Annotated in this window: 19 protein-coding genes and 2 tRNA genes; 8 read left to right on the top strand and 13 right to left on the bottom strand. The window is 46.8% G+C overall.

Annotated features, from left to right (window positions below; all coding sequences use genetic code 11):
- On the bottom strand, nt 1-594 hold the full coding sequence (locus DWU89_RS03065; protein WP_115498206.1) for a TetR/AcrR family transcriptional regulator: 594 nt from the start codon (nt 592-594) through the stop codon (nt 1-3).
- 264 nt (nt 595-858) lie between these two features.
- On the opposite strand from DWU89_RS03065, the gene DWU89_RS03060 reads away from it, so the two are divergent.
- From DWU89_RS03060 to DWU89_RS03040, 5 genes are all read left to right on the top strand, one after another.
- A tRNA-Met gene (locus DWU89_RS03060) sits at nt 859-930 on the top strand.
- A 335-nt stretch (nt 931-1,265) separates the two neighbouring features.
- Nucleotides 1,266-2,177 (top strand): DnaJ C-terminal domain-containing protein, encoded by a 912-nt coding sequence (locus DWU89_RS03055; protein ID WP_115498205.1) that lies wholly within the window; start codon nt 1,266-1,268, stop codon nt 2,175-2,177.
- Between the two features lie 15 nt (nt 2,178-2,192).
- Nucleotides 2,193-2,510, top strand: a complete 318-nt coding sequence (locus DWU89_RS03050) for a chaperone modulator CbpM (RefSeq protein WP_115498204.1) — start codon at nt 2,193-2,195, stop codon at nt 2,508-2,510.
- A 135-nt stretch (nt 2,511-2,645) separates the two neighbouring features.
- Nucleotides 2,646-2,720: transfer RNA gene (locus DWU89_RS03045), tRNA-Met, on the top strand.
- Nucleotides 2,721-2,786: 66 nt separating this feature from the next.
- The gene (locus DWU89_RS03040) at nt 2,787-3,311 is read left to right on the top strand and encodes a histidine phosphatase family protein (RefSeq protein WP_115498203.1); all 525 of its coding nucleotides are present in this window, start codon (nt 2,787-2,789) and stop codon (nt 3,309-3,311) included.
- 19 nt (nt 3,312-3,330) lie between these two features.
- Here DWU89_RS03040 and xpt read toward each other — a convergent pair whose 3' ends face one another.
- The 5 genes from xpt to DWU89_RS03015 form a co-directional block, all read right to left on the bottom strand.
- Nucleotides 3,331-3,897 carry a xanthine phosphoribosyltransferase gene (gene xpt / locus DWU89_RS03035; protein WP_115498202.1) on the bottom strand — a complete coding sequence of 189 codons (567 nt, stop codon included), beginning with the start codon at nt 3,895-3,897 and terminating at the stop codon, nt 3,331-3,333.
- A 1-nt stretch (nt 3,898) separates the two neighbouring features.
- On the bottom strand, nt 3,899-5,230 hold the full coding sequence (locus DWU89_RS03030; RefSeq protein ID WP_115498201.1) for a nucleobase:cation symporter-2 family protein: 1,332 nt from the start codon (nt 5,228-5,230) through the stop codon (nt 3,899-3,901).
- Nucleotides 5,231-5,249: 19 nt separating this feature from the next.
- On the bottom strand, nt 5,250-7,085 hold the full coding sequence (locus tag DWU89_RS03025) for a metallophosphoesterase (protein ID WP_244205840.1): 1,836 nt from the start codon (nt 7,083-7,085) through the stop codon (nt 5,250-5,252).
- Between the two features lie 219 nt (nt 7,086-7,304).
- On the bottom strand, nt 7,305-8,327 hold the full coding sequence (locus tag DWU89_RS03020; RefSeq protein ID WP_115498199.1) for a threonine aldolase family protein: 1,023 nt from the start codon (nt 8,325-8,327) through the stop codon (nt 7,305-7,307).
- 96 nt (nt 8,328-8,423) lie between these two features.
- A complete protein-coding gene (locus DWU89_RS03015) occupies nt 8,424-8,933 on the bottom strand; it encodes an RNA polymerase sigma factor (RefSeq protein WP_115498198.1) in 510 nt (169 codons plus the stop codon).
- A 303-nt stretch (nt 8,934-9,236) separates the two neighbouring features.
- Between DWU89_RS03015 and DWU89_RS03010 the strand changes: the two genes are divergently transcribed.
- Complete coding sequence (locus DWU89_RS03010; RefSeq protein ID WP_244205836.1) at nt 9,237-10,583, top strand: NfeD family protein; 1,347 nt, start codon at nt 9,237-9,239, stop codon at nt 10,581-10,583.
- A gap of 24 nt (nt 10,584-10,607) precedes the next feature.
- Here the strand turns inward: DWU89_RS03010 and DWU89_RS03005 are convergent, their stop codons facing one another.
- The gene (locus DWU89_RS03005; RefSeq protein ID WP_115498196.1) at nt 10,608-11,246 is read right to left on the bottom strand and encodes an AlbA family DNA-binding domain-containing protein; all 639 of its coding nucleotides are present in this window, start codon (nt 11,244-11,246) and stop codon (nt 10,608-10,610) included.
- Nucleotides 11,247-11,316: 70 nt separating this feature from the next.
- On the opposite strand from DWU89_RS03005, the gene DWU89_RS03000 reads away from it, so the two are divergent.
- Together DWU89_RS03000 and kdsB are read left to right on the top strand one after the other, a co-directional pair.
- A complete protein-coding gene (locus tag DWU89_RS03000) occupies nt 11,317-13,584 on the top strand; it encodes a cation:proton antiporter domain-containing protein (protein WP_115498195.1) in 2,268 nt (755 codons plus the stop codon).
- Nucleotides 13,585-13,639: 55 nt separating this feature from the next.
- Nucleotides 13,640-14,404 carry a 3-deoxy-manno-octulosonate cytidylyltransferase gene (gene kdsB / locus DWU89_RS02995; RefSeq protein ID WP_115498194.1) on the top strand — a complete coding sequence of 255 codons (765 nt, stop codon included), beginning with the start codon at nt 13,640-13,642 and terminating at the stop codon, nt 14,402-14,404.
- Here kdsB and DWU89_RS02990 read toward each other — a convergent pair.
- From DWU89_RS02990 to DWU89_RS02965, 6 genes are all read right to left on the bottom strand, one after another.
- Complete coding sequence (locus DWU89_RS02990) at nt 14,379-15,206, bottom strand: DUF6057 family protein (protein ID WP_115498193.1); 828 nt, start codon at nt 15,204-15,206, stop codon at nt 14,379-14,381. The two genes, kdsB and DWU89_RS02990, sit on opposite strands and share 26 nt — an antisense overlap.
- 293 nt (nt 15,207-15,499) lie before the next feature.
- Nucleotides 15,500-17,404 (bottom strand): membrane protein insertase YidC, encoded by a 1,905-nt coding sequence (gene yidC, locus DWU89_RS02985; RefSeq protein WP_115498192.1) that lies wholly within the window; start codon nt 17,402-17,404, stop codon nt 15,500-15,502.
- A gap of 8 nt (nt 17,405-17,412) precedes the next feature.
- The gene (locus DWU89_RS02980) at nt 17,413-19,020 is read right to left on the bottom strand and encodes a CTP synthase (RefSeq protein WP_115498191.1); all 1,608 of its coding nucleotides are present in this window, start codon (nt 19,018-19,020) and stop codon (nt 17,413-17,415) included.
- A 225-nt stretch (nt 19,021-19,245) separates the two neighbouring features.
- Nucleotides 19,246-21,099 (bottom strand): glycoside hydrolase family 2 protein, encoded by a 1,854-nt coding sequence (locus DWU89_RS02975; RefSeq protein ID WP_115498190.1) that lies wholly within the window; start codon nt 21,097-21,099, stop codon nt 19,246-19,248.
- Between the two features lie 4 nt (nt 21,100-21,103).
- Nucleotides 21,104-22,912, bottom strand: a complete 1,809-nt coding sequence (locus DWU89_RS02970) for a glycoside hydrolase family 2 protein (RefSeq protein ID WP_115498189.1) — start codon at nt 22,910-22,912, stop codon at nt 21,104-21,106.
- A gap of 39 nt (nt 22,913-22,951) precedes the next feature.
- The gene (locus DWU89_RS02965) at nt 22,952-25,912 is read right to left on the bottom strand and encodes a glutaminase domain-containing protein (protein WP_115498188.1); all 2,961 of its coding nucleotides are present in this window, start codon (nt 25,910-25,912) and stop codon (nt 22,952-22,954) included.
- Nucleotides 25,913-25,977 lie beyond the last annotated feature (65 nt).

The following is a 25,977-nucleotide window of genomic DNA, read 5'->3' as shown; positions in this document are numbered from 1 at the left end:
TTACTTTATCTTTATACCATTGAATATTAAATTCATTACATTATCTCTCCGTTTAATCCGCTGGCTGATGTTGTCTCCCATGATTCCACGTATATACGGTACTTCCAACCCTTTCAGGGCATGATGAAGAACAATTGCCGTAATTTCAGTATCGGGCATATCAAAGATACCTTCTTTCACCCCGGCGTCCAGAATACCGTGTATCATCTCTGTTTCACGGATGTCGAAGTTCTTCCTGATTTTCTCTACACGCCATATATCACGGAAAAAGGTTGCTCTCAGCGTCCCGTTACGGAACACCAGCGCTTTAACAGCATCCAGCCTGGCATAAAGAAACGTCATTAACTTCTCATCTGCCGGAAGGTCTTTCTCAGCCACATCCTGCAGCATCTTGTACAACTGGTCCAACTCGGATTCGACCACTGCCAGATAAATCTCGTTCTTACTCTTAAAGTACGTGTAAAGCGTACGTCTTCCTTTTTTGGATGCCTGTGCAATATCGTTCATTGTCGTATTATCCACCCCCATGCGGGCAAACAATTGTCTGGCCACATCCACCAACATCTCACGTGTTTTAGAAACTGTCATCGGCATTTGTATTGCACATTTTGATTAAAACTGTGCGCAAAAGTACCGGAAAAATTATTAACTACCAAAAACATGTTTACATTTTATCCAAACAAACCTTTATAATAGAGATATGGACCAATCCTTTTATAATAAGACAGAACTTATGCAGACAAAGCCTTCCCGGAGATTACTTCCAGACCAAAACGAAAGAAAATACCCGGAAAGTTTGTTTTATTAAAAATAATCCGTACCTTTGCACTCGCAATCAGGAAATGATCGCAACTATATCGCGGAGTGGAGCAGTGGTAGCTCGTTGGGCTCATAACCCAAAGGTCGTAAGTTCGAGTCTTGCCTCCGCAACAATAAAAGCCTTCGGTTCTTTTGAACCGGAGGCTTTCTTATTACCACCTAACTATGCTCCTCTATTGCATGTCACAACTGTATTCTTTCCATGTCACAACTGTCTTCCTTCTATGTTACAGCTGGATTTCTTTTGTTTCACAGCTGTAACATGAATAGCAGGCAGGTATGGAGGGGCCACACATTCCGCATCATTCATTCTATCTGCCGGGTTGTTCCTTCCTCTACGGCACAAACATACACATGAAGTCCGGTTTGAACTCTCTGGCACGTTTGTTGTTATTTTATATATGTATTGAAACAAAGAAAAAGCAGACTTAACAACATATATAAATATGGCCTATATAGATTATTACAAGATTTTAGGAGTGGACAAGAGCGCTTCGCCGGAAGATGTCAAAAAGGCATACAAGAAGCTGGCGCGGAAATACCATCCCGATCTGAACCCGAATGATCCGGATGCACACCGCAAGTTTCAGGAAATAAATGAAGCCAACGAGGTGTTGAGCGACCCGGAGAAACGTAAGAAATACGACCAGTACGGAGAGAACTGGAAACATGCCGACGAGTTTGAAGCCCAGCAACAACAATACCGCCAATATCAGAGCCAGAACGGACAGGGCGGCGGCACTTACTGGAGCACATCAGGCGACGGTAGCGAGTTCTCCGACTTCTTCGAGCAAATGTTCGGAGGCATGGGTGGCAGAAGCAGCTACAGCAGCAGAGGCAGCCATGGCTTCCGCGGACAGGACTATACGACAGAATTGCAGGTTTCCCTGACAGAGGCAGCCAAGACACACAAGCAGATTATTACGGTAAACGGCAAGAACCTGCGTATCACAATCCCGGCCGGTATTACAAACGGACAGACCATCAAACTGAAAGGCCAGGGCGGTCCGGGCGTGAACGGCGGACCGGCAGGCGACCTCTACATCACGTTCCACATTCCCGAAGACAGCCGGTTCAAGCGGGTGGGCGACGACCTTTACATCACCGCTCCGTTAAACCTCTACACGGCGATCCTCGGCGGGGAACAGATCGTAGAGACAATGGACGGAAAAGTAAAACTCAAAGTAAACCCGGGAACCCAAAACAACAGCAAGGTGCGGTTGAAAGGAAAAGGATTCCCTGTTTACAAAGAGGACGGAAAATTTGGCGACCTGATAGTCACCTACTCTATCGAGATCCCGACCAACCTGACGGACAAGCAGAAAGAGCTATTCCGCGAGATACAGAGTCTTAATTAAAAAAACAAGATTGTTATGCAAACAGATTTAATCATAGTCAGTGAATACTGCCAGATATGCCATATCGAACCGTCATTCCTTTACATGCTGGAAAAGGGCGGACTGATAGAGATTGACACCGTAGAAGGAGAAAGCTACCTGCCTGCATCCCAACTGTACGACGTTGAACGATACACCCGTATGTACTACGACCTGTCCATCAATGTGGAAGGAATAGACGCCATCCATCATCTGTTGGACCGGATCAAGTCCATGCAGCAGGAAATTAATCATCTGAAGAGCAAACTGAGGTTATACGAAACGGGTAATCATGAATCGATAGCAGATTTATAAACTGTCAAATTGCTGTTTCATAGGCTCCAGTAGACTGGGTACAAGAATATATTACAAACTATTTGTAAATAAATTTGGTTTGTAAGAATATTTTTGTACCTTTGCACTCGCAATCAGGGATGATCGCAACTATATCGCGGAGTGGAGCAGTGGTAGCTCGTTGGGCTCATAACCCAAAGGTCGTAAGTTCGAGTCTTGCCTCCGCAACCAGTAAAAGAGAATCAAGCAATTGGTTCTCTTTTTTTATTTACCTTTGCCGCCAAATAAGGAACAATCATGAAACAGATAGAATTAATCCTGAGCCGTCACGGCGAAACGGAAGAAAACAAACAGCACATCATGCAGGGCCAGCTACCCGGCCACCTGTCGGAACTGGGCAAACAGCAAGCCGAGGCATTGGCCGAAAAGCTGGATAAAGAAAAGTTAGATGTGATCGTATGCAGCGATCTGGCACGCAGCTACGACACGGCGATGGCTGTCGCGCGCAAGAAAGGATTACAACCGGTAGCCACTCCCCTGCTCCGGGAAATGGACTGGGGCGTCTATACCGGAAAAGTGGCGGACGAAATGGATTTCACCACGCTGCCTGAAAGTGTGGAGACAATCGAAGCGATGTATAAGAGGGCCGGAGAGTTTATCGATTTCCTGAAAAAAGAGTTCCCGGGAAAACGGGTTCTGGCAATCGGGCACGGCGGCTTCAACCGTGCCATCGTAGTACGACTGGAAAAATGCGCCCCCGAACAGATGCTTGAATTGCCGATCATGAAGAATACGGCATGTATGCGTTTCACACTGCCGTAATCTTCCGACGGATATTTTATTAACGGATCGTAATCGTACAATCTTCCAGGCTGTCGATGATAGCAAGGCTTTCGACACGCGCTTGCGCCTCGTTCAGCACATCGCGTCCATGCTGAAACGCCTTTTCTATAATAAAGCCCATTCCTTCCAACTTGGCGCCGGACTGTTTCACCAGGTCGAGCACTCCCATTGCAGCGTTACCATACGCCAGGAAGTCGTCGATAAAGAGGATACGGTCGTCGGGAGTCAGGAAGTTATTACTGATACAGACTGTATAATCACGGTCCTTCGTAAACGAGTGAACAACGGTAGATAACATATTTTCCATTGTCTTCGGCTTCTTTTTCTTGATGAAGACAACAGGCAGATGCATGATGTATCCGACCATGATAGCCGGGGCAATACCGCTTGCTTCTATTGTTACGATCTTATTGATATCAGCATCCCGGAAACGATAAATAAATTCTTCAGCCACCTTATAAAGCAGCATAGGGTCCATCTGGTGGTTAATAAAACTGTCAACCTTCAGGATGCCTCCCGGATAGCATCTGCCGTCCTGCAAAATACGTTGTTTAAGTAATTCCATTTTATTCTGTTTTATCTTCTTTTACTCGTATCAATACATTTGCAACAATAGCTGCAAGTCCTCCGGTCGTAATGCCGGAAGAGAAAATGCCCTTAATGGCTTGAGGCGCCGTATTCAGGATATCCGGCATCATCTCCACGCCTAACCCCAGGGAAAGGCTGACAGCCAATACCAAAGTCGCTTTCCGGTTGATCTCCTGGGAAGCGATAATGCGGATACCGGCAGCCGCAACCGTACCGAACATCAACAAGGTAGCCCCGCCCAACACAGGATCGGGCATCAGCGAAAAGACAACGCCTACGATCGGGAACAGCCCCAGTAACACCAACATACCGGCAATATAATATCCGACATACCGGCTGGCAACACCCGTCAACTGGATAATGCCGTTATTTTGTGCAAATATCGAATTCGGGAAGGAATTAAAGATACCGGCGATAAAGGAATTCACCCCATCTGCCAATACGCCGCCCGACACTCTTTTCAAATAGCTGTCTCCTTCTATCGATTTCCCCGAAATCATAGAGTTTGCCGTAACATCACCCGTAGCCTCAATCGCTGTAATCAGATAGACCAGGCCGATTGCCACGAAAGCCGAGATATTCAGGTCCAGCCCATACTTGAACGGCATCGGGATATTGAATCCCATCAGGCTTTGCGAAGAAGCCGCCGCCATGTCGACCATACCCAGGAAATAAGCTAACGCATACCCGATACATAATCCAAGCACGATAGAACTCATCCGGAGATATTTGTTCTTGCAACGGTTAAAGAACAGTACGCTCAACAGGACAGTCGCCGCCACTCCTATATTCCGGAAACTACCGAACGTGCCGTCATCCATCGCACTATATCCGCCGCCGCACGAAACGACACCGACCTTAATCAGACTCAGACCGATCAACAATACCACAATGCCGGACACCAGCGGCGTAATAATAGAACGCATATACTTAAATGTACGGCTGATCACCATCTCGATCGGAGCGGCAGCAATGCAAGCGCCGAATATAAGAGGCAACCCGCCTGCTAATCCGGCAGAGATAATCGGTCCGATAAAAGAAAAACTCGTCCCCTGGATACAAAGCAACTTCGCTCCGACCGGTCCGATCCGGCGGCATTGGACAAAGGTGGAAATTCCGGAAGCAAACAGGGCCATCGAGACCAGGAAACCGGTCGTTTCCAAATCTAACTTTAAAGCTCCGGCAATAATAAGCGGCGGAGTGATAATCGCCACAAAAATAGCCAGCAGATGCTGCAACGCCGCAAACAGAGCTTCTTTAAAAGGGGGACGGTCGTCTATGCCGTAGATAAGATCGGAGTTAAGATTCATACTTGTATTTGTTTGTCTTTTATAAATTCAGTTTCTGGAGTGTTTCACCTTTCGCATTCAGCACACTGAGCGTCATCTCTTTCCCTTTTTTCTGTAAAACCATAACCGTCGCCCCGTCCATTCGGTAGCCGCCACCGACTACAACCGGATAATTATTGCCGACAGTTCCCTTGGGATGATAGGCAAAACGGTGTGTATGCGCATTGATGCTCACAGCAAACGGAGCCTTTTCCAAAATAGCTCCCCATTCGTCCCGGCAAGGATTATAACTGTCATACGCTTCTCCCTTCCCATAAACAGGAATATGATGGATCAATACACGTTTGGACGCTTTCTTAAATGCGCCGGAAGCCAGTTCTTCCTTCAAGAACCCGGCCTGTGCTTTGCGCAGCTCCGAGAAATCGTTCAAACCGTAATAAACCCAATGCGTATCCGGCTTATCTTCGCCACAGTCCAGCATCACGATACGGGTATCTCCCCAATTGAACGCGCCGTATGTTTTATCGCCTACATAATCGAAAAGGCTGCGCAATCCGATTGAATAGGCATTTCTGATCTCATGGTTTCCACGGATATAGAAGACAGGCACTTTACTGGCGCCGACGGTTTCGTTCAATTCACTCAGGAAACGGGTCGCTTCGTCGTGATCGGCAGGGTCGTCGATGCAGTCGCCGTTGAAAATAACGAAATCGTAGTCCAAGCCTTTCACCTGCTTATAAAGGGCCTGCAAAGTTTCCGAATGTTTATGCAGGTCGTTGAAGATAATAGCTGTAAAATCAGTATCGGTGGAGGCAGGCAATGTAAAGCTGTAGAAATCGGATACGGCCGTCTCGCCGAATACTTTTTTATAAGCCTGATACACCATGATTTCCCGGGAGCAAATACGGTAATAATAGGTCTTGCCCGGCTCGAGGTTATCCAACCGGATCTTGTTTTGCAGGTCATTACAAATGGCCTGTCCATCGACAATAGTACGGGCCTTCTGCAAATGTTCCTTGTCTGTTCCATATTCCACCCAGCTATAAGTCGGGACGGTTGTTTGCCACATCACAGTAATGCCGTTTCCAACCGGATTCTGCAAATAAGGTTCCGTACGGAATATCTTGGCAGCGGGCTGCACAAAAATGATATCGGTTACGACAGGACGATGATCAGAGGCTGCCGGTTCATCCAGTACGCGGGTTGAAATACGGGTAAAAGCGGTTGTATCTTTTGCATAAGTTGCGATATAATCAAGCGTTTCATCCGGTTTATCAGCAGGGAAAGTCAGCTTCTTCGGGTCGGTCAGGATCACAAAATCCTTTTGCAGTTGCCGGATAAATTCCGAATCGGGATGTGCATTCATGTCACCGGCTATGAAGAAAGGTTTGTTTGTGGAAGCGGCCACCTGCTTTATAATCGGAAGTGAAAGCATCCGGTCTTCCTCCGTCAGCGACAAATGCGTACAGCAATAAATATATCTTTCAAATTCCACGACAAGCAGTGCGCGGGCTTCCTCTCTTCCGGGAAGCGGCAGGTAACGGTAACCCAGCGGTTTCTCTTTGCTCAACATACCGATGCCATATTTTCCGCCGTCATAATCAATAGCCGGCGCATAGACATAATGCATTAACGTCAGCCCGGCCAATTCGCGCAAGACGTCTTTTCCTCCGCTTCGTCCTGTCACGCTATCGATTTCCTGTACGGCAACCAGATCCGGACAGGCCTTATTGATTGCATCCGCCGTACGCTGGAAATTGGCGGCATCATCCATTCCCCGGCCATTACGAATGTTATAACTCATGATGCGCAAGGTATTGTTCTCGCGCTCGCTTTTATTTCCCGAGTAAACTTTTCCCGCAGGCAACAGCAACATAATTGCCATTGCCAACCAAACGGCCTGTCTCATTTTATCTGCATTTTGTGATTAGTTGCGGACAAATGTACAAACTTTCGGTCGGTTCACAATGGCAGTTACTAAAAAGCAGGCAAGCTTTCCAACAGCTCCGGGCTAAAAAAAATTCCCTGCCCATGAAATTTTCGTTCCATGGGCAGGGAATTTCTATTTCATGGGCAGGGAACTGCGACTGACAGATTATGCGAATACAATATCCAACGTCTGTATTATGTCATCAATATCTGCCTCTGTCGTATCCCAGGAAGTGACCAGGCGGGCTTCATTCGTTTCTTCATTCCACATATAGAAGAAATATTTTTCTTGCAACTTCTTCAGCGGTTCCGCCGGAATCGTAAAGAAAAGCTGGTTGGATTCTATCTTCTGGGTAAACCGGATCTGCGGGTATTTTTTCAAGGCTTCCGCCAGACGATACGCGCTATTATTCGCTTTCCGTGCATTTTCCAGCCACAGGTTGTTTTCCAGATAAGGGATAAACTGGCAGGAAAGATAACGCAACTTAGAGGCCAACTGGGCGGACTGTTTTCTGAAATACTGCAAGTTCTCAGTTATTTCCGGACGGAAAGAGACAACAGCCTCGCCCATCATCATACCGTTTTTAGTCCCGCCGAAACTCAGAATATCCACTCCGGCATCGACAGTCACCTCTTTCATCGAGCAGTTCAGGTAAGCACAGGCATTTGCTAAACGCGCCCCGTCCATATGCAGATACATATTATAAGAATGCAGCAAATCGGCAATCGCTTTCACCTCTTCAACCGTATAGATCGTACCTAATTCGGAGACTTGCGAAATATAAACCGCTTTCGGCTGCGAATGATGGCAAACGCCGAAATTATGCAAGCGGGGCTTGATCAGTTCCGGTGTAAGTTTACCGTCCGGAGTCGGAATCGTAACGACTGCACAACCGGTCATACGGGCAGGAGCGCCACATTCATCCACATTGATATGGGCTGTCTCTGCACACAAAATACTATTGAACGGACGAGTGACAGCTTGCAAAGCCACCGAATTTGCACCGGTTCCGTTAAAAACAAAAAAAGGCGATGCAGCCTCACCAAACACTTCCTTTATCTTAGCAGTAGCCGCAGCCGTCCAGGGATCGTCGCCATATCCTACCGCATGATTATCGTTCGCTTTTATAATTGCATCCATAACCAAAGGATGCACTCCCGAATTGTTGTCACTTGCAAAACTTCTCATTTCTTTTACATTTTGCGCCAAAAGTAATAAAAATAAACGGGAGCACCCATCGGATACTCCCGTTTATTTTTTCACATATTTATTTTAAACTTCACCTCAACTTTGATGGAAATCCTTCAGGATTTTCTGTAATTCCTGGCGGGCAAAGAAAATGCGGCTCTTAACCGTTCCCAGAGGAACACAAAGCTTTTCAGCGATCTCATTATATTTATAGCCACTCAAAAACATGGAGAACGGAACTTTCAGCTCGTCATTCAAGCCATTGATTGCTTTTGTTATTTCTTTTATTTGATAAGCGCCATCAGGAGAATCAAAACCCGAGTCGTTCACTACATCTAAATTATACAAGTCAACCCCCTGGTCAACAACGGTCTGTGTACGTACGATTTTATGGTAGTTATTTATGAAGATATTACGCATTACGGTCAAGACCCATCCTTTGAAATTAATATTGTCTACAAACTTTTCCTGATTGTCTAAAACCTTCAGCGTTGTGTCTTGCATCAAATCTTGGGCGTCATCCCTATTTGCAGTGAGCATTAATGCAAAATTCATCATGTTTTCTTGCATGCTCAATAATTTTTTCTGAAATTGCAACGCATTCATATTATTACTTTTTTATAAGGTTTAATACCGGTTTAGTATTATCCTTCAGCATTGAAGGACATCACAAATGTATGAATAATATTTTAAAAACAATGCGGTTTGAGAATTATTAATATTAAAAACCGTAACTTAATATATTTATAGCAAACGGCCTTGAATATGAGCAGTATTTACAAGTTTTCTAACGATTAAAATGTAAAATTCACAACATGTATGTTACAATTTCAAACTACATGTAAAAGAGATGGAGAATAATATAAAATGAAGAAAAAATTAGGACTTTTTTGTGGATTCGTTTTTGCAATGATTGCACAATTTATATCGGCTGACGATGTCTCGCATCCGTTGGTGTACAAAATCGATATAAAAAAGGAAATCAGCAATACCACCCGCCTGTATCTTAGCAACGGTTTGGCTGAAGCCAACGCATTGGGGGCGGATGCCGTCCTGATCCATATGAACACCTACGGAGGGCAAGTGGATGCTGCCGACTCCATGCGTACGGCAATCTTATACAGCCCGATTCCCGTTTACGTCTTTATCGACAACAATGCAGCCTCTGCCGGAGCGCTGATCTCCATTGCCTGTAAAAAAATATACATGCGGAAAGGGGCCAATATCGGAGCCGCCACTGTGGTAAATCAGACCGGAGCCGCCATGCCGGACAAATATCAGTCTTACATGCGGTCTATGATACGGTCCACAGCCGAAGCGCATGGACAGGACACGATCATCCAAAAAAATGATACCATCTACAAATGGAAACGGGACCCGTTGATTGCTGAAGCAATGGTAGACGAGCGGGTTGCCATCCCCAATCTGATCGATACGGGGAAAGTCCTGACCTTTACCGCACAGGAAGCCCAGAAATGGGGATACTGCGACGGCATAGCCGAAACACCGGACGAAGTGATCACGCAATACTTAGGTTATAAAGACTATCAAATAAAAAGCTATACGCCAAGCTGGTATGACGACCTGAAAGGCTTCCTTATGAATCCTATCTTCCAGTCTATTCTTATCATTATTATAATAGGCGGCATCTATTTCGAGATGCAGACACCCGGCCTGGGCTTCCCTTCCGCGGCAGCCCTTTTGGCTGCGATCTTGTATTTCGCTCCTTTATATCTTGACGGATTAGCGGCCAACTGGGAGATTCTGATCTTTATTATAGGTGTACTACTGATTGCGGCGGAGATATTTATCATTCCCGGATTCGGAGTGGCCGGAATAAGCGGGATTGTTTTGGTAGTCGGAGGACTCATCATGGCACTACTGAACAATACGAACTTTAATTTTGAAGAAGTCAGCGGAAAAGAGTTCGGTGAAGCGACATTGACTGTTCTGGTCGGACTTGTAGCCGGATTTATCCTGATGATCTGGCTATCCAATAAGATCGGCCATCGGGGCATGTTTCGGAAAGTGGCATTGAATGCGGATTTGAAAGATGCAATTTCCTCACCCGATCTATCTCCGTTGATCGGAAAGGAAGGAATAGCGGCAACCGTATTGCGCCCTTCCGGAAAAGTGTTGATCGATGGAGAGTTCTACGATGGCGTGTCCGATTCCGGCTTTATCGAGAAAGGACGCAGGGTAAAAGTGGTCCGCTTTGAGAATGCGCAGGTTTATGTGGAAAATATCATCCCGTAAACCGGCTATCTCAAAGGACGCATCTTATGCGGGAACACGCTGATACAGGATGTGCTTGTCTATTACGATATATTGCAGGGCATTGATGGCCAAAAGGTCGCTTATTATATTCTTTGCCGTGTAATAGTTTATCCGCCCGATCCGGCAAAATTGGCTGATATTGATATGGGAATGCTCATCCAGATAGGCAAACAGGCGTTCCACCGGTTTGCTTATCTTCAGTAAAGTGCCGTCAGGCTTATGCTTTTTCTGCCAGGCAAGCACCAGGACTTCGTTTGCCAATATATTTTCGTCCGCCACCCGTATATATGCCTTGAATTTATCGTCTTTATCCGGGGCTGTATGCGGTTTATCGGGACTGGGCGCAATATAGACTTCCAGGACAGTCTTGCCGTTCACCTCCCAGCGGGTTGCCTCGAAAGGGACTTCCGGACGGGTGTACATCTTGGAGGCGGCTTCTATCATATAATATTCTTCTTCGCTCCTGACACCCGATATATTCCCGTTATCCTTCACACCGATCAGCAGCCGTCCGCCGTCAGTATTGGCAAAAGCACTTAACGTACGCGCAATCTTCTTACTGTCGCTTACCTCGAACTTGAAATCGAGTTGCTGATGCTCCCCCTGTTCAATCAACGCTTCTATCGGATGTATCTTCTTCATTTTGGCAATTCATTTGACCGGCAAAATTAAAATAAATACATAACTTTGCCAACGGAAAAAGAATGAAAGCATGTCGCAAATACCATCTCTCATATCAGATCTTGCCGTCATACTAATTTCAGCAGGATTAGTGACCTTGCTTTTCAAAAGATTGAAGCAACCGGTCGTACTCGGATATATTGTAGCCGGCATTCTTGCCGGTCCGGCCATTACACAAATACCAACCGTCACAAACGTCGAAAGCATCCGTATCTGGGCGGATATAGGCGTTATATTCCTTCTGTTCGCTTTAGGACTCGACTTCAGTTTCAAAAAACTGATGAAAGTCGGCGGGACAGCTGTGATCGGGGCTATTACCATCGTAATCGGCATGATGACACTCGGCTATACTACAGGATTATCCTTAGGCTGGGGGCATATGAACAGTCTTTTCCTCGGCGGGATGCTCTCGATGTCGTCCACTACAATTATTTTCAAGGCATTCGACGATATGGGGCTGCGTAACCAACGGTTTGCCGGAGTCGTTTTCGGCATCCTGGTTGTTGAAGACCTGTTTGCCGTATTGCTGATGGTTTTACTTTCCACGTTAGCAGTCAGCAAGCATGTAGAAGGTATGGAACTACTGAACAGTGTCATCAAGTTAGGCGTTTTCCTGCTATTCTGTTTCGTTATCGGCATTTACCTGATCCCGTCTTTCCTGAAGAAAGCCCGGACATTCCTGAATGACGAGACTTTGCTAATCGTCAGCTTAGGATTATGTCTCGGAATGGTTATCATTGCGACAAAAGCGGGATTCTCTTCCGCATTGGGCGCATTCGTCATGGGATCCATACTGGCTGAAACGATTGAAGCGGAACATATCGAACATCTTATCAAACCTGTAAAGGACCTTTTCGGCGCCATCTTTTTCGTATCTGTCGGAATGCTGATAGACCCGGCATTACTGTGGGAGTACAAAATACCGATCCTGATCCTGACTTTAGTTGTCATGGTCGGACAGATATTGTTTGCCAGTTTTGGCGTATTGCTGTCCGGGCAACCGGTCAAAATAGCGATACATTCCGGTTTCTCGCTCGCGCAAATAGGCGAATTTGCCTTTATCATCGCCTCATTGGGGTTAACGTTAGGTGTGACCGATAACTTTCTCTATCCCATTGTTGTAGCAGTTTCGGTCATAACTACTTTCTTTACTCCTTATATGATCCGCATGGCGGAACCGGCTTGCCGGGTTGCCGACCGGATCATCCCTAAATCATGGATGAAATTCCTCGAACGGTATTCATCCGGTTCCAACACCATACACCAGAAAAGTGCCTGGAATAAGTTGTTGAAAGCGTTGACCCGGATAGTCGGCACCTATACGGCCGTCACCCTTGTCCTGATCTTTATCTGGCTGCAATTCGTTGCACCTTTCATCATGAAAGAAATATCCGGCCTGCGGGGAGCTATTATTTCTCTTGTCCTGATCTTACTGTTAATCGCACCGATGCTACGCGCCATCATGATGAAAAAGAACCATTCGGCCGAGTTCCAACAGCTATGGCTGGATAGCAAATATAACCGGGGGCCGCTGGTTTCACTGATCATACTGCGTATCATATTATGTATTGGCCTGGTTATGTTACCCGTTACCCGGTTGTTGAATGCAGCAGTCGGCATTTTACTTGCAATCGCTGCGACGGTCATTGTTATTGTCATTTTGTCCAAACGGCTGAAAAGGCAATCGATCCTGATGGAGCGGCATTTCTTCAGTAACCTGACAGCCCGGGAACTGGAATACGAACGGAAAGCGCCGATCAACCAACGATTCGCCAACCACCTGTTGGAACGCGATCTTCACCTGGCCGATTTCGAAGTCAGACAGAACTCACCCAGTATGGGAAAAACACTGAAAGAGCTCAATTTCCGCCAGAAATGTAATGTCAACATCGTTACAATCATACGGGGAGAAAAAAGAATCAATATCCCCGGCGGGGAAGAACGCCTCTATCCTTTCGACAAACTGGTTGTAGTCGGTGCGGACGATGACCTGGAGCACTTCCGCCAATATCTGGTGGAACGGTATAAAACAGCCCAAACCAGCAAGAAAGAGACGAAGGAAGTCAATATGGAACAATTCACCATTGCCGAAGGATCACGCCTGATCGGCCGTACCATCCTGGAATCCGGCATACGGGATAAAGCAGCCTGCCTCGTCATCGGTATCGAACGGGGAGAAACATCCATCAAAAACCCGTCTCCTACAACAGTATTCGAAGAGGGGGACATTGTATGGATTGTCGGGGAACATGACAAGGTGCTTAGGCTGAGTGAAGGGAAAACGGTTGGGAATAGTTGAAAGTGGAAAGTTGAAAATTGAAAATTAATAGATACATAATTCATAATTCGTAAACATGAAATTTATAGGAATAATACCGGCACGCTACGCTTCCACCCGCTTTCCGGGAAAGCCGCTCGCTGACATGGCAGGAAAGCCGATGATCCAGCGGGTATATGAACAGGTCCAGGGAGTTCTTGACACCGTTTGCGTCGCAACAGACGACAGCCGTATAGAAGCAGCCGTCCAATCGTTCGGAGGAAACGTCGTTATGACATCAGAGCACCACAAAAGCGGCACAGACCGCTGTTATGAAGCCTATTGCAAAATAGGCAACGGTTATGACGTGGTTGTCAACATACAGGGCGACGAACCTTTCATCCAACCGGAACAAATCGAGACTTTAAAGGCTTGTTTCACGGACGACAGCATTCAGATCGCCACTTTGGTAAAGCCTTTTCGCCCGGACGATGACTTCGAGACTACATTATTCAACGCCAACTCGCCGAAAGTAGTTCTGAATAAGAATAGCGAAGCCATGTACTTCAGCCGCTCGATCATTCCTTATATGAGAGGAAAACAATATACCGAATGGCTGCCGAATCATACCTATTACAAACATATCGGATTGTATGCTTACCGGGCGACGACATTAAACGAGATCACCCATCTGCCCCAATCCCCGCTGGAACTGGCCGAAAGCCTCGAACAACTACGCTGGCTGGAAAACGGGTATAAGATAAAAGTCGGCATCACCCAGCAGGAAACAATCGGTATCGACACGCCGGAAGATATGGAAAAGGCGTTAGTATTCCTCAAAAATCAGCATACGTATAAATAACGGAGCCCAGCAGAGCCAGCAAAACACAAGTCATAACCGTTACCGGCACAACACGACACGGCATCTCCCGGAACCGTTTCATCTGCAAAAGCAGTAAGCTGAAGCAAAACAATATGGGAGGGAAGAAAGCCGGTAACCCGTTATGCGGATACAAATAAGCCTGTTCTTGTGTCAACGAATAAAAATGCCCCATCCAAACGGGCACGATGCTTCCAGCCACCAAGAGCAGGCACCAGTATAGCCAACGCTTGGGTTCTTTGCATGTCTCATAAAAAAGGACCAACAACACAAAAATATTAAGTCTGTTACCGGCCAGAAAATAGATGACAGGCAATGCCAATAAACCGGCCAACATACTCAACCACTTATTCTTTATATAAGTATATCTCCAAAAAATGAAAAGTGCCACTATCGTAGACAAAATGGAATGCAACAAATAGCCGGGATGGCAATAGGTTCCCCATTCCAGCACAATCGGCAGGAAAGCATATAAAGGCGCCATCTCTCCTACACGAAAACGTTTCAGGACAGAAATCAATATCCACCATTCAAGAAGCAAAACAAATGTGACCAAGACAGGAGCACCGGACAATCCCACAATCGAAATCAAGGCGTTTCCGGCATAACAAACGAACCATGCCGGCTTGTTCAGATAAGAAAGGAAGGTACTCATTGTAAACAAATCATCGACTTGTTCTTTCCGGAAAAGATCAGCAGAACATGCAAACCGGAAAAAGACGAAACATATCACAGCAAATATAACAACTGCAATACTTTGCAAAAGGACTTCTCTTTTAGCCATCAGTGATAAATTTATACCCTATAAACAACCCAATACACCACAAAACTAAGATCTATATAAGCCCTAATCATCCATAGACAGCTCAACTCACTGACTTATTGATAGACATCACAAATATACAAACATTTCATAACGGTGCAAATCCCGACTCCTATTTATTTTCAAAGCATAACAGAAAAATTCATCCTTTCCGCACACAAGAAAAAAAGGATATTTCAAAAGCAGTATTCTAAAATACAGACTTTTGAAACATCCTTTTAATGTCTACAGCAACAAATTAAAATGCTGTTTTATTATCTCTTTCTCTGTTGTTTCTGCCTATCCAACTGGGCCTGTTGTGCCTTCTGTGCTTCTTCCAGACGCTTCATGAAACCGGACTTCTTCATCGGCTTCTTCTTGTTCGCCTCCAGCTTAGCCAGCAATTTATCTTCATTGATCGTATAACGGAAGATAACCGTTTGCAGGATCGTGATCAAAGTCGAAATGAAGTAGTAGTAAGTCAGACCGGATGCATACTGGTTGAAGAACACCAACATCATCACCGGCATCATATACATCATGGCCTTCATGCCCGGCATCTGCTGCTGGCCCGTATTGGTCTGATCCATATTGAACTTCGTATAAATGATGTTCGTAATGGTCATCAGCATACAGAACAAACTGATATGATTACCGAAATACGGCGTAATAATAGGAATATAGGTGTTCCAGCTCACAATCGCATCATAGGTTGACAAGTCGTGCGCCCAAAGGAAACTCTGGTGGCGCAATTCGATTGCCGACGGGAAGAACATGAACAAGGCGACCAGAATCGGCATCTGTAACAGCATCGGAATACATCCCGCCATCGGGCTTGCACCGGCACGGCTATACAGTTCCATCGTTGCCCGCTGCCGTTCCACAGCCTTATCCTGCCCCGGATACTTCGCATTGAGCTCTTCCACCTGCGGACGCAACACACGCATCTTGGCAGACGACATATAAGACTTATACGTCAACGGGAACAAAATCAATTTCACGATAACCGTCAACAGGAAGATCAGCAAACCGTAACTATGGATAAACTGTCCGAGGAAGTTAAACAACGGAATAACAAAATACTGGTTCACCCAACGGAAAATACCCCATCCTAACGGGACGATCTTTTCCAAATCCAACTGGTCTGCCTTTTCGACACCTTTGTCAAACGATTTCAGCAATGAGAACTGGTTAGGACCGAAGTAGAAACGCAGTTCTGTCGCTTCATTCCCTTTCAAGTCGAAAGGTACGGAGGTCGTCGTCTTATACTCTTTCAGGAAGGGGCCATCGGCAGGAAGCATCTTCGAATCGATCGTCGTCGACTCGAAACCTTCATTCCCGGCAATCAGGATAGAAGAAAAATACATATCCTTATAAGCGACCCATTTCAAGCGGTTGGACAGTTGTTTGCTGTCATTCTTCGTTTCACTCAGGTACTCGACATCATCCGCCACAAATTTATAATACACCGTTGCATAACGATCTTCAAACTTACGCCCTTTCTCCTGCTGGGTTATCTTCTGCTGCCACAGCAGGTCCAAAGCAGTCGTACTTGGTGCCAAAACACCGTTCAGGCCGGTTCCCTTGATAGAGAACTGCAACATATAGTCGTCCGGCTTCAATGTATAGATGAAGTCCAGATGGCTTCCTTCGCCTGTGTTCAGGCGCATGGTCACACTGTTGGGATCAGATCCCTTCACCGGAGTAAAATAGAGGTCACCAGTATTTACGACACGGTTAGTGGCTGTCACCAAGGTGAAATCGAACTTCGAGTCTTTCGCATCGAATAACACCAAAGGTTCATCCTTATAATTATCATACTCTTTCAGGCGAACGTAACCGACACGTCCTCCCTTATTCTCCAAACGGACTTCAATCAGCTCGTTTTCCAAAACAGTGGAACCGTCCTCTCCTACCATCGCATCGGCAAAAACTCCGAAACTACCCTGCAGACGTGCCACCCGTACAGAATCGGGCACATCCGCCAGTTCGTCGTCCGCCTTTGTTTCCTTATTCAATTCTTTCTGCTGCTCCAACTGCTTTGCATACTCTACCTGTGCTATCGAATCCTGCATCCGGCGCTGTGCTTCCATCTGCTCCGGTGTAGGTTTGTTCAACCAGGTAAATACAATTAAGACAACTCCAATAAGCAGAAAACCTATTATCGTGTTTTTATCCATCTACAAATTTATTTTTTATTCTCAACTGCAGCCTTTACAAAGCTAACGAAAAGAGGGTTAGGATTGACAACTGTACTGTTATATTCGGGATGGAACTGAACGCCCACAAACCATTTCAGAGACGGGATTTCGACCACTTCCACCAGATTCGATTCCGGATTTTCACCGACACACATCATACCGGCAGCTTCAAACTGATCACGGTATTCGCTGTTAAATTCAAAACGATGGCGGTGGCGCTCCTGGATATGTTCTTTTCCATATGCTTCATAAGCTTTGGAACCTTTCTTCAAAATACAGTCATAAGCACCCAAACGCATGGAACCACCCATGTTGGTCACATTCTTCTGCTCTTCCATCAGGTCAATCACCTTATATGGTGTGTTCGGCTCCATTTCAGTGGAGTTCGCATCATCCAGTCCCATGACATCACGGGCAAACTCGATCACCATGCATTGCATACCCAGACAAATACCTAAGCAAGGCACATCGTTTTCGCGGGCATATTTCAAAGCGGCAAACTTACCTTCGATACCACGCTGGCCAAAGCCCGGTGCAATCAAGATGCCATCCATGTCTTTCAACAATTCGGCAGCATTGCCCTCGTTCAGTTTTTCAGAATGGAACAGGTGCAGATCCAACTTGCGGTCATTATAAATAGCGGCCTGCAACAAAGATTCGTCAATAGACTTATACGCATCCTGCAACTCCACATATTTACCGACCAGCCCGATCTTCACCGTTTCGGTTGCATCGACTTTCCGTTGCAGGAACTGATGCCAGGCCTTCATTTCCGGTGTCGGTCCGACTTCCAACCCTACTTTGCGCAGGATCACTTCGTCCATCTTCTGGCGCTGCAATACCAACGGTACCTCGTAGATTGTCGGAACGTCGATAGACTGTATAACCGCATCCTGTGCTACGTTGCAGAACAGGGCGACCTTACTCAATATATTACTGTTCAATTCATGCTCGGTACGCAGTACCAGCACATCCGGCTGGATACCTAATTCCTGCAATTGCTTTACGGAATGCTGTGTCGGCTTCGTCTTGTACTCTTTAGCCGCAGCGATGTAAGGCACATAAGTAAGATGTACGCAAATACAATTCTTACCTAACTCCCACTTCAACTGGCGTACGCTTTCAATAAAAGGAAGAGATTCGATATCACCGACGGTACCTCCGATCTCCGTAATCACGAAATCGAACTTATATTTGGAACCTAACAATTTCACGTTGCGTTTGATCTCATCCGTGATATGAGGCACCACCTGAACAGTCTTACCCAGGTAATCCCCTTTCCGTTCCTTGCTGATAACGCTCTGATAGATGCGTCCTGTAGTGATGTTGTTTGCGCGGGTCGTCTGGACATTCAGAAAACGTTCGTAGTGTCCGAGGTCCAAATCCGCTTCATGTCCGTCTACGGTAACATAGCATTCCCCATGTTCGTACGGGTTCAGCGTTCCCGGATCGATATTAATATAGGGGTCAAATTTCTGGATGGTAACCTTGTAACCTCTTGCCTGAAGTAGTTTACCCAAAGATGCAGCAATAATTCCCTTACCTAAAGAAGAGACCACGCCGCCCGTAACGAAGATGTACTTTGTATCTGCCACGATAGTAATATTTTAATTATCTTTTAATTGCACACTCGCATTTCAAAACTGCAAAGTTACATATTTTCATCCACATGGCAAGGGGAAAGATATAGAAGTATTATTCGGAACGTAACCTTTTATAAAGAAACACGCCTGCAGGCAGAAAGGAAATAGAAGATCCGAAGGAAATGGGACTTTTGACAGTCCCTTTCCATTCGGATCCATAAATAATTTAGTCCGTAATTATTTTGATTCTGGTGTTTTGCTGAAAATAGCGTGGATGCGCTTCATGTCGAATTTGGGAGTACGGTCGTAATAATAGATACCGTTTTGCTCCTGTTCTACGTCTGTCAGCTGCGTATAGCAATATCCCCAAATGTCATTTGAAAGAGAAAGGACAGCATCGACCTGGCCTTCCAGGCGTGTGTAGAACTCTTCCAGCGAACGGGGAGGTTCGCCATATCCCCAGGATGTATTCTGGGCGCTTTCCGTCTGTTGTGCGGGATTCCATTTGATACCGCCGAACTCATCCACCAGATAAGGCATATCCTTCCTGTATTCCGGGAAAGCATACTGATCCGTATATTTCAGGCCGTTATAACCGATATTCATCGGCATCAGATGGATTTCCCATTTCGGAGCTTCCATCAATTTGCCGCCGTTGTACAGCTTATCCTTCAACTTGGCCGGGTCCTGTTCGTAGTTGTGGACAGTCCAGATATCCGTTGCTATATGCGTACCACCACTTGCACCGTGGAAAGGACGAGTCGGATCGATCAGTTTCGTCAAGTTGTAGAGATCATGCATCAGGCGCGGATATTGTACACGGTCCGGCCAAAACTCCTCGTTCGTCGGTGTCCAGATCAGGAGCGAAGGATGATTACGGTCACGCTGCACAATCTCACTCCATTCGGTAATGAAATTACGAGCCGTTTCCGTATCGTTACAATCCATTCCCCAACTGGAAGCTTCCCCCCAAGTCAGATACCCCATCTTATCCGCCCAATAGTAGAAACGTTCTTCAAAAACCTTCTGATGCAGGCGTGCGCCATTGAATCCGGCCTCCATCGACAGTTCGATATCCCGTTTCAATGCCTCGTCACTCGGAGCCGTCCAGATACCGTCGGGATAAAATCCCTGGTCGAGCACCAGACGCTGGTAATAAGGCTTGTTGTTCAAATAAATCTTATTGCCTTCGATATGGACTTTGCGCATACCGGCATATCCTTTTACTTCATCAACAATATTACCGTTCTTATCCAGTACTTTGTATTCCAAATCGTACAGGAAAGGACTTTCCGGACTCCAGGTTTTCATCTTCTTGACCGGAAGGACAACAGAGGACAAAGAGCTTGCCGAAACCGTCTGATTGGCCACCACCTTGCCGTTGTCTTTCAATGTCACCTGCAACTTCCCTCCCTGTTCTTTATAGAAACGGGGGCGAACCACCAACTGCTGCTGGCCGATATCCGTCAGAACCTGTACAGACTGCAAACCTTCCGGATGAACGGCTTCCATCCAAACGGTCTGCCAGATACCGGTCGTACGGGTATAGTTACAACCATAAGAGGCATATTGCAAATTTTGTTTACCGCCAGCCTGTTTAGCTCCGCGCAGGTCGCTTTCGACGTAAACAACCAAGCTATGCGTCTGGCCCGGTTTAACCAAAGAGGTTATATCGACGGCAAATGAAGAGGTTCCGCCAAAATGCCGGTTAGCCAAAACTCCGTCGACATACACTTCCGATTTATAATACACCGCTCCGAAATTGAGCAGGATATTCTTCCCGTTCCATTCCTGCGGAATCGTGATCGGGCGCTGATACCAGAAATGATTGATAAAATCCGTATATCCTACACCGGACAATTTACTCTCCGGACAGAAAGGGACAGTTATCTTATCATTAAATCCGTTTGATTTATAGAACTCACGTTCCATCCCGGAACCGCCGAAGTCAAATGAATAAGTCCATTCGCCATTCAGATTTACCCAATCCGCCCGCTCGAACTGCGGGCGCGGATATTCGGGACGGGGCATGGCCCAGACAGAGGCCACGCATAGAAAGAGTGATAAAAAAGCAAGACTGATCCGTTTCATACTTTTATTTCAACTCGTTAATAACTGCCTGGTTTGCTTTCCGTACGGCCGCTTCGTCGATCTTGATCACTTTACGGTCGTATGTCATCAAGCCGTTGACTTCGCCTTCCACATCGGTTGTCTGCGTATAAACGGCTGCAGAGAAACCACGTTTCACATAATCTTTCAGGATATTGGCATACTTCACATATTCGGCTGTCACTTCTGCGCTGTTCTTGAACTGTACATACCCCCAGTTGCGTTTGTTCCACCACAAATGGTTTTCCACCGGAAGACCGATACCGCCATATTCACCGAGCACGTTTACACGCTGCGGATCGAACAGATACATATCGGGAGCCGGATAGTTATGCAAATCCAGGATATCGCCGCAAGAACGATGGTTACCGCCGCTTGCCGGATTCACCAGACGGGAAGGATCGTAAGACTTAGTCCATTCAACCACCTTTTCCGTATCGAACTGCCCCCATGCTTCATTGAAAGGAACCCAGACAACAACAGAAGGATTGGAGACACACAAGTCCATGATCTCTTTCCATTCCTGATAATAATTGGCAACGGATTCGGCCGTACGGTCTTTGTCTGTTCCACCATTGTAAGTGTGAGGCGCCCAGCTGTTACCCATGTCACCGCTCGGCATATCCTGCCAAACGAGCATACCTTCCTTATCGCAATGATAATACCAACGGGCAGGTTCCACTTTCACGTGTTTACGGATCATATTGAAACCCCAGTCTTTTGTCTTCTTGACATCGTACAATAGAGCTTCGTCCGTCGGAGCCGTATAAAGTCCGTCAGGCCACCAGCCTTGATCCAGCGGGCCGTATTGGAAGAGGTCCTGATTGTTCAGCTGCATACGCATGATGCCGTTTGCATCGCGTTTGGAAGATATCTTACGGAAAGCTGTATAGGACTTTACTTCGTCCAACACTTTGCCGTCTTTTGCCAGTGAAACCGTCATATCGTACAGATACGGATTGGACGGGCTCCAAAGTGTCGGGTCCTGGACATTCAGGCGAAGTTCCTTGCCCTGAACACCCTTAGCTGAAGCGACAACCTGGCCTTTATCCAACAGTTTTACAGTCACGATGCCGGAAGGGCAGTTGCAGGAAGTACCGACTGTTACATTCAATGTATTCGTGTCGATATTAGGAATTGCTTTCACTGAAGTCACATGTGCAGAAGCAACCGGTTCCAACCAGACAGTCTGCCAGATACCTGTCACAGGCGTGTACCAGATACTTTCCGGACGGGATGTTTGCTTTCCGCGCGGCTGAAATCCTTTATCGCTCGGGTCCCATACACGGACAACTAATTTCTGGCCGCTCTTGCCGGTCAGATACGGGGTGATATTGAAAGAGAACGGAGTGAAGCCTCCCTGATGAGTGCCGACCAGGATGTCGTTCACAAAAACATCGGCTTTCCAGTCTACTGCACCGAAATTCAAAACAATATCTTTATTTTTCCAGGCAGAAGGAACCGTGAAAGTGCGTTTATACCACAGTTCATTGTTCTCGCCAACTTCTTTCTGAACACCGGAAAGGGAAGATTCGACAGCAAAAGGGACTAATATTTTGCCATCGAAAGCAGCCGGTTCGGCATTACCAACCGGTTTGATGGCATATTCCCACTCACCGTTCAGGTTCTGCCAATCGCCACGTTCCAACTGGGGACGGGGATATTCGGGAAGGACATTCGCCGGGTTCACCTGTTCCGCCCACTGCGTCTTGATCTTATCTCCGACCGGTTTCCATTGGGCCTGTGCGCCCAAAGCCAGTGCCAAAGCACAACATATTAACAACGTCTTTTTCATGATTTACGAATTTATGATTTATGAATTATCTTTCAACTTTCAATTTTCAACTAAAAAAGTGGGTGCTTCCGCCACTAATGAAGGTGTCGCCCCTTCGACTTCCGGCCAGCCGTCTTTCCAACGGACCTGGTCCATCATCAAGACACGGCCTGTCGGGTTTGCACGACTCACGGCGTGGTAGAGGATCCAATCATTGCCCCGATCGTCTGCAACGATTTCGGAGTTATGACCGGTTCCGACAAACGCCTCATTGCCATGAATCAATATTTCGTGATGATTTTCCATCATCGGCTGCCCCTGCTTGTCGGTGTACGGGCCAAACAGGTTGTTAGAGCGGCCTACGACTGTGGTATAGGTACTTTTCAATCCCTCACAACAACTCCCTATCGAGGCGAACAGATAATAATAATTGCCTCTTTTGTGGATGTAAGTACCTTCGTAGGCGGTTCCGGCAACCTGCTGTTTGATGGCTCCGTCCCGGATAGACAGGCCGTCGTCCGACAGCTCTATCCCATAGATACCGCGAAAACTACCCCAGAAGAGATACTTTTTCCCGTTATCTTCCATGTAAAATTGGTCTATTGAATTTTGAACTTGAATTGTCTTGCTACGGAACAGCGGTCCATGATCCGTGAACGGCCCTTCCGGTTTGTCGGATGTGGCGACACCGATGCCGCAAGTCCATTCGCCTCCCCATACGGACATTGAATAATATAACACATATTGTCCGTTGATATAATTGATATCCGGCGCCCAAAGGCCGCCTTTCGGTTCAAAGGTCGGACGTGTCTCTTCCGTAAAAGCGGTCCCGACTTCTTCCCAGTCCACGAGGTTACGGGAACGGTGGATCGGCGTGTTGCGGATATTCTCGGTGGCATAGACATAGAAATAGCCGTCGGCAGCCTTGATGATCGTCGGATCGGGCAGGCTGTAATCGATGATCGGATTGCGATATGTCCGCTTTGCTTCGGCAACCGGCTGTTCCGTCTGTTGCGGACGGGCAGAAGGCTTATACATCTGTTGTTCCAGCATCTTCATAAAATAGCCGCCTACAACGGAACGGGCGCGGAATCCGACGGAACGGCCGTTAGTCGTCTCGTGCCAGTCGCTCAAAGGCATACGCGTCTCCGTCTCGTTTGCATATTTGTAAACGGGGGAAACCAATCGGCGGAAATCATCCGGATTGTCTGTCAGGCAAGCTGTCCAAACGATCCAATCCGATTTGGTGTAAGTCTTGCGGCTGTCGAGCGGAAGCCCGTACGGCTGCTGGACAGTCTGGTAATAGGCCATTTCCTTTTCCGCAATTCCGGCAGGGAATATATTCATTCCGAAGAGTTTGTCCCAGATCAGGTTGTACTTCTGGCTCCAGGTGTCGGGCTGGTCGAATGTCAGGCGGTAGTGATCACCATTATCCGCCATCATCGTCCATTTCTTCGCCATCTTGCGGGCGGCGGAAATATATTTTTCAGCAGTCTCCTGATCCCCCAGCATACCGGCCAGTTTTCCATATCCGGCGATTCCCATAATCGCTTTGATGGACAGATTCGCATTATGGGCGAAGTGACCGGCAAAGTCGTCGGTGCACAACTGGTTATCGGGATCCAGGCCTTCTTTCAGCAGATAGTTCGCCCAAACGGTCAGCACATCCCAATGCCGGCGGGCATACTCGGCATTTCCTTCGCGCAGGGCGATGGCCGTAGTCAGGATCAGCATATTGCCGCTTTCCTCCACCGGCATATCGCCTCCGTAGGTTTGTCCGTTCGCCTGCGGATAAGTCCCGACATCGTGTGCGGCAAAAGGCTTGTTCCACTGTCCGCTTTCGCTGTAATAGAAAATCGGGTTCAACATGCCTTTCAGCAGTTCCGGATTATAGAGCAGAAACAGAGGGGCGGACGGATAAGTCACATCCACCGTGCCGATCGAACCGTTGCTGAAATTTTCTTTGGAAAGAAAAAGCAGGTTGCCCTCGGCATCTTCCACCAGTTTATGCGCGGCGATCGCCTGCCGGTAAGCCACGGCACAAAGTTCGGCATATTCTTTTCCTCCCGCCTTTTCCGCATCTTCCATCAGGCGGTTGTCAAAACGGCGGCAACGGTTCATGAGCGAACGATACTGCGCGGAGGCCTCTTCAAAAGCCTGCCGGATATTTTTTTCTCCGTTATGTTTCCAATAAGCCATGCGGTTATCCTTGAAATACTGGATAGCATAGAGGTCGTCATAGCCAACCATCAGGAAACCGGTAGCGGGTGATGCCGCTACGGAACCCGGATCATGGCTGTACACAAGCTGGTTCCGGTCGCTTATTTTCATTTCGGTCTGCACCTCTGTCGGAGCCGCCAAATAGAAATAGCCCCAATCGATACGGACATCGTCTCCCTTACGCGCCAAGACAGCTTGTTCCACTGTTCCTGTTTTCAGATAAGAAATGCCATTTTCTTCTTCGCCGGTAACCACAACTGCCTGTTCTGCCGAATGAACAGCCAAGGCGGGCGATGCTTCCACGACCACCCGGACTTTATGTTCTTTTCCGTCAGCCGAACGCACTTGCCAGGATATATAATTAACGGGTGTGGACATCCGGTCCGGATCATCCAACAATAAAGGGGCGGTAAAAACAAGATCCAACAATACGGGACCGCATTCAAAAGTATAATAGGTTTGTGTAGGAAGGACATTCACCGACTGCTGGACAGCCGCTGTCGCAAAACGTTCCGGAGCGTTTTCCGCCGGAATTTCTTTTCCCATAAAACGATAAGCGGTTCCGTCGACTTCGAGAACACCTAACAGGGATTGTTCCTTTCCGGTCCAATGGCGGGTGGCATCTTCATTCAATTTGTCCGCAAACGACCACACACTGGTGTAAGGATCAATTGTAATGAGCGGATAAGAAGGAGCGCGTAAAGCGTTCTTCTTATCCGGCTGAAATAAATCTCCTGAACCGCAGGACACATTCAGTACCCACAGGCAGCAAATCATTAGTATCAGAGCGGTTCTCTTCATTCTTTCTTTATATTTATTAAAACACAACATTTAATATTCACTGACAGCGCAAAGGTAGTTTTCAC

The organism is Parabacteroides acidifaciens (assembly GCF_003363715.1).
In the GTDB taxonomy this organism is placed as follows: domain Bacteria; phylum Bacteroidota; class Bacteroidia; order Bacteroidales; family Tannerellaceae; genus Parabacteroides; species Parabacteroides acidifaciens.
The sequence above is the reverse complement of the archived record's forward strand: the minus strand, read 5'-3'. Positions and strand labels throughout refer to the sequence as shown.

Coding starts and splice junctions, on each gene's coding strand:
- DWU89_RS03025 (WP_244205840.1), bottom strand. CDS start 7,085: ATGTTGCTGTTGCCTGCGGGAAAAGTTTACTCGGGAAATAAAAGCGAG.
- DWU89_RS03040 (WP_115498203.1), top strand. CDS start 2,787: ATGAAACAGATAGAATTAATCCTGAGCCGTCACGGCGAAACGGAAGAA.
- DWU89_RS02970 (WP_115498189.1), bottom strand. CDS start 22,912: ATGAAAAAGACGTTGTTAATATGTTGTGCTTTGGCACTGGCTTTGGGC.
- DWU89_RS03055 (WP_115498205.1), top strand. CDS start 1,266: ATGGCCTATATAGATTATTACAAGATTTTAGGAGTGGACAAGAGCGCT.
- DWU89_RS02965 (WP_115498188.1), bottom strand. CDS start 25,912: ATGAAGAGAACCGCTCTGATACTAATGATTTGCTGCCTGTGGGTACTG.
- kdsB (WP_115498194.1), top strand. CDS start 13,640: ATGAAATTTATAGGAATAATACCGGCACGCTACGCTTCCACCCGCTTT.
- DWU89_RS03015 (WP_115498198.1), bottom strand. CDS start 8,933: ATGAATGCGTTGCAATTTCAGAAAAAATTATTGAGCATGCAAGAAAAC.
- DWU89_RS02975 (WP_115498190.1), bottom strand. CDS start 21,099: ATGAAACGGATCAGTCTTGCTTTTTTATCACTCTTTCTATGCGTGGCC.
- DWU89_RS03005 (WP_115498196.1), bottom strand. CDS start 11,246: ATGAAGAAGATACATCCGATAGAAGCGTTGATTGAACAGGGGGAGCAT.
- DWU89_RS03020 (WP_115498199.1), bottom strand. CDS start 8,327: ATGAGAAGTTTTGCAAGTGACAACAATTCGGGAGTGCATCCTTTGGTT.
- DWU89_RS03010 (WP_244205836.1), top strand. CDS start 9,237: ATGATTGCACAATTTATATCGGCTGACGATGTCTCGCATCCGTTGGTG.
- DWU89_RS03065 (WP_115498206.1), bottom strand. CDS start 594: ATGCCGATGACAGTTTCTAAAACACGTGAGATGTTGGTGGATGTGGCC.
- DWU89_RS03000 (WP_115498195.1), top strand. CDS start 11,317: ATGTCGCAAATACCATCTCTCATATCAGATCTTGCCGTCATACTAATT.
- DWU89_RS03050 (WP_115498204.1), top strand. CDS start 2,193: ATGCAAACAGATTTAATCATAGTCAGTGAATACTGCCAGATATGCCAT.
- DWU89_RS02990 (WP_115498193.1), bottom strand. CDS start 15,206: ATGGCTAAAAGAGAAGTCCTTTTGCAAAGTATTGCAGTTGTTATATTT.
- yidC (WP_115498192.1), bottom strand. CDS start 17,404: ATGGATAAAAACACGATAATAGGTTTTCTGCTTATTGGAGTTGTCTTA.
- xpt (WP_115498202.1), bottom strand. CDS start 3,897: ATGGAATTACTTAAACAACGTATTTTGCAGGACGGCAGATGCTATCCG.
- DWU89_RS03030 (WP_115498201.1), bottom strand. CDS start 5,230: ATGAATCTTAACTCCGATCTTATCTACGGCATAGACGACCGTCCCCCT.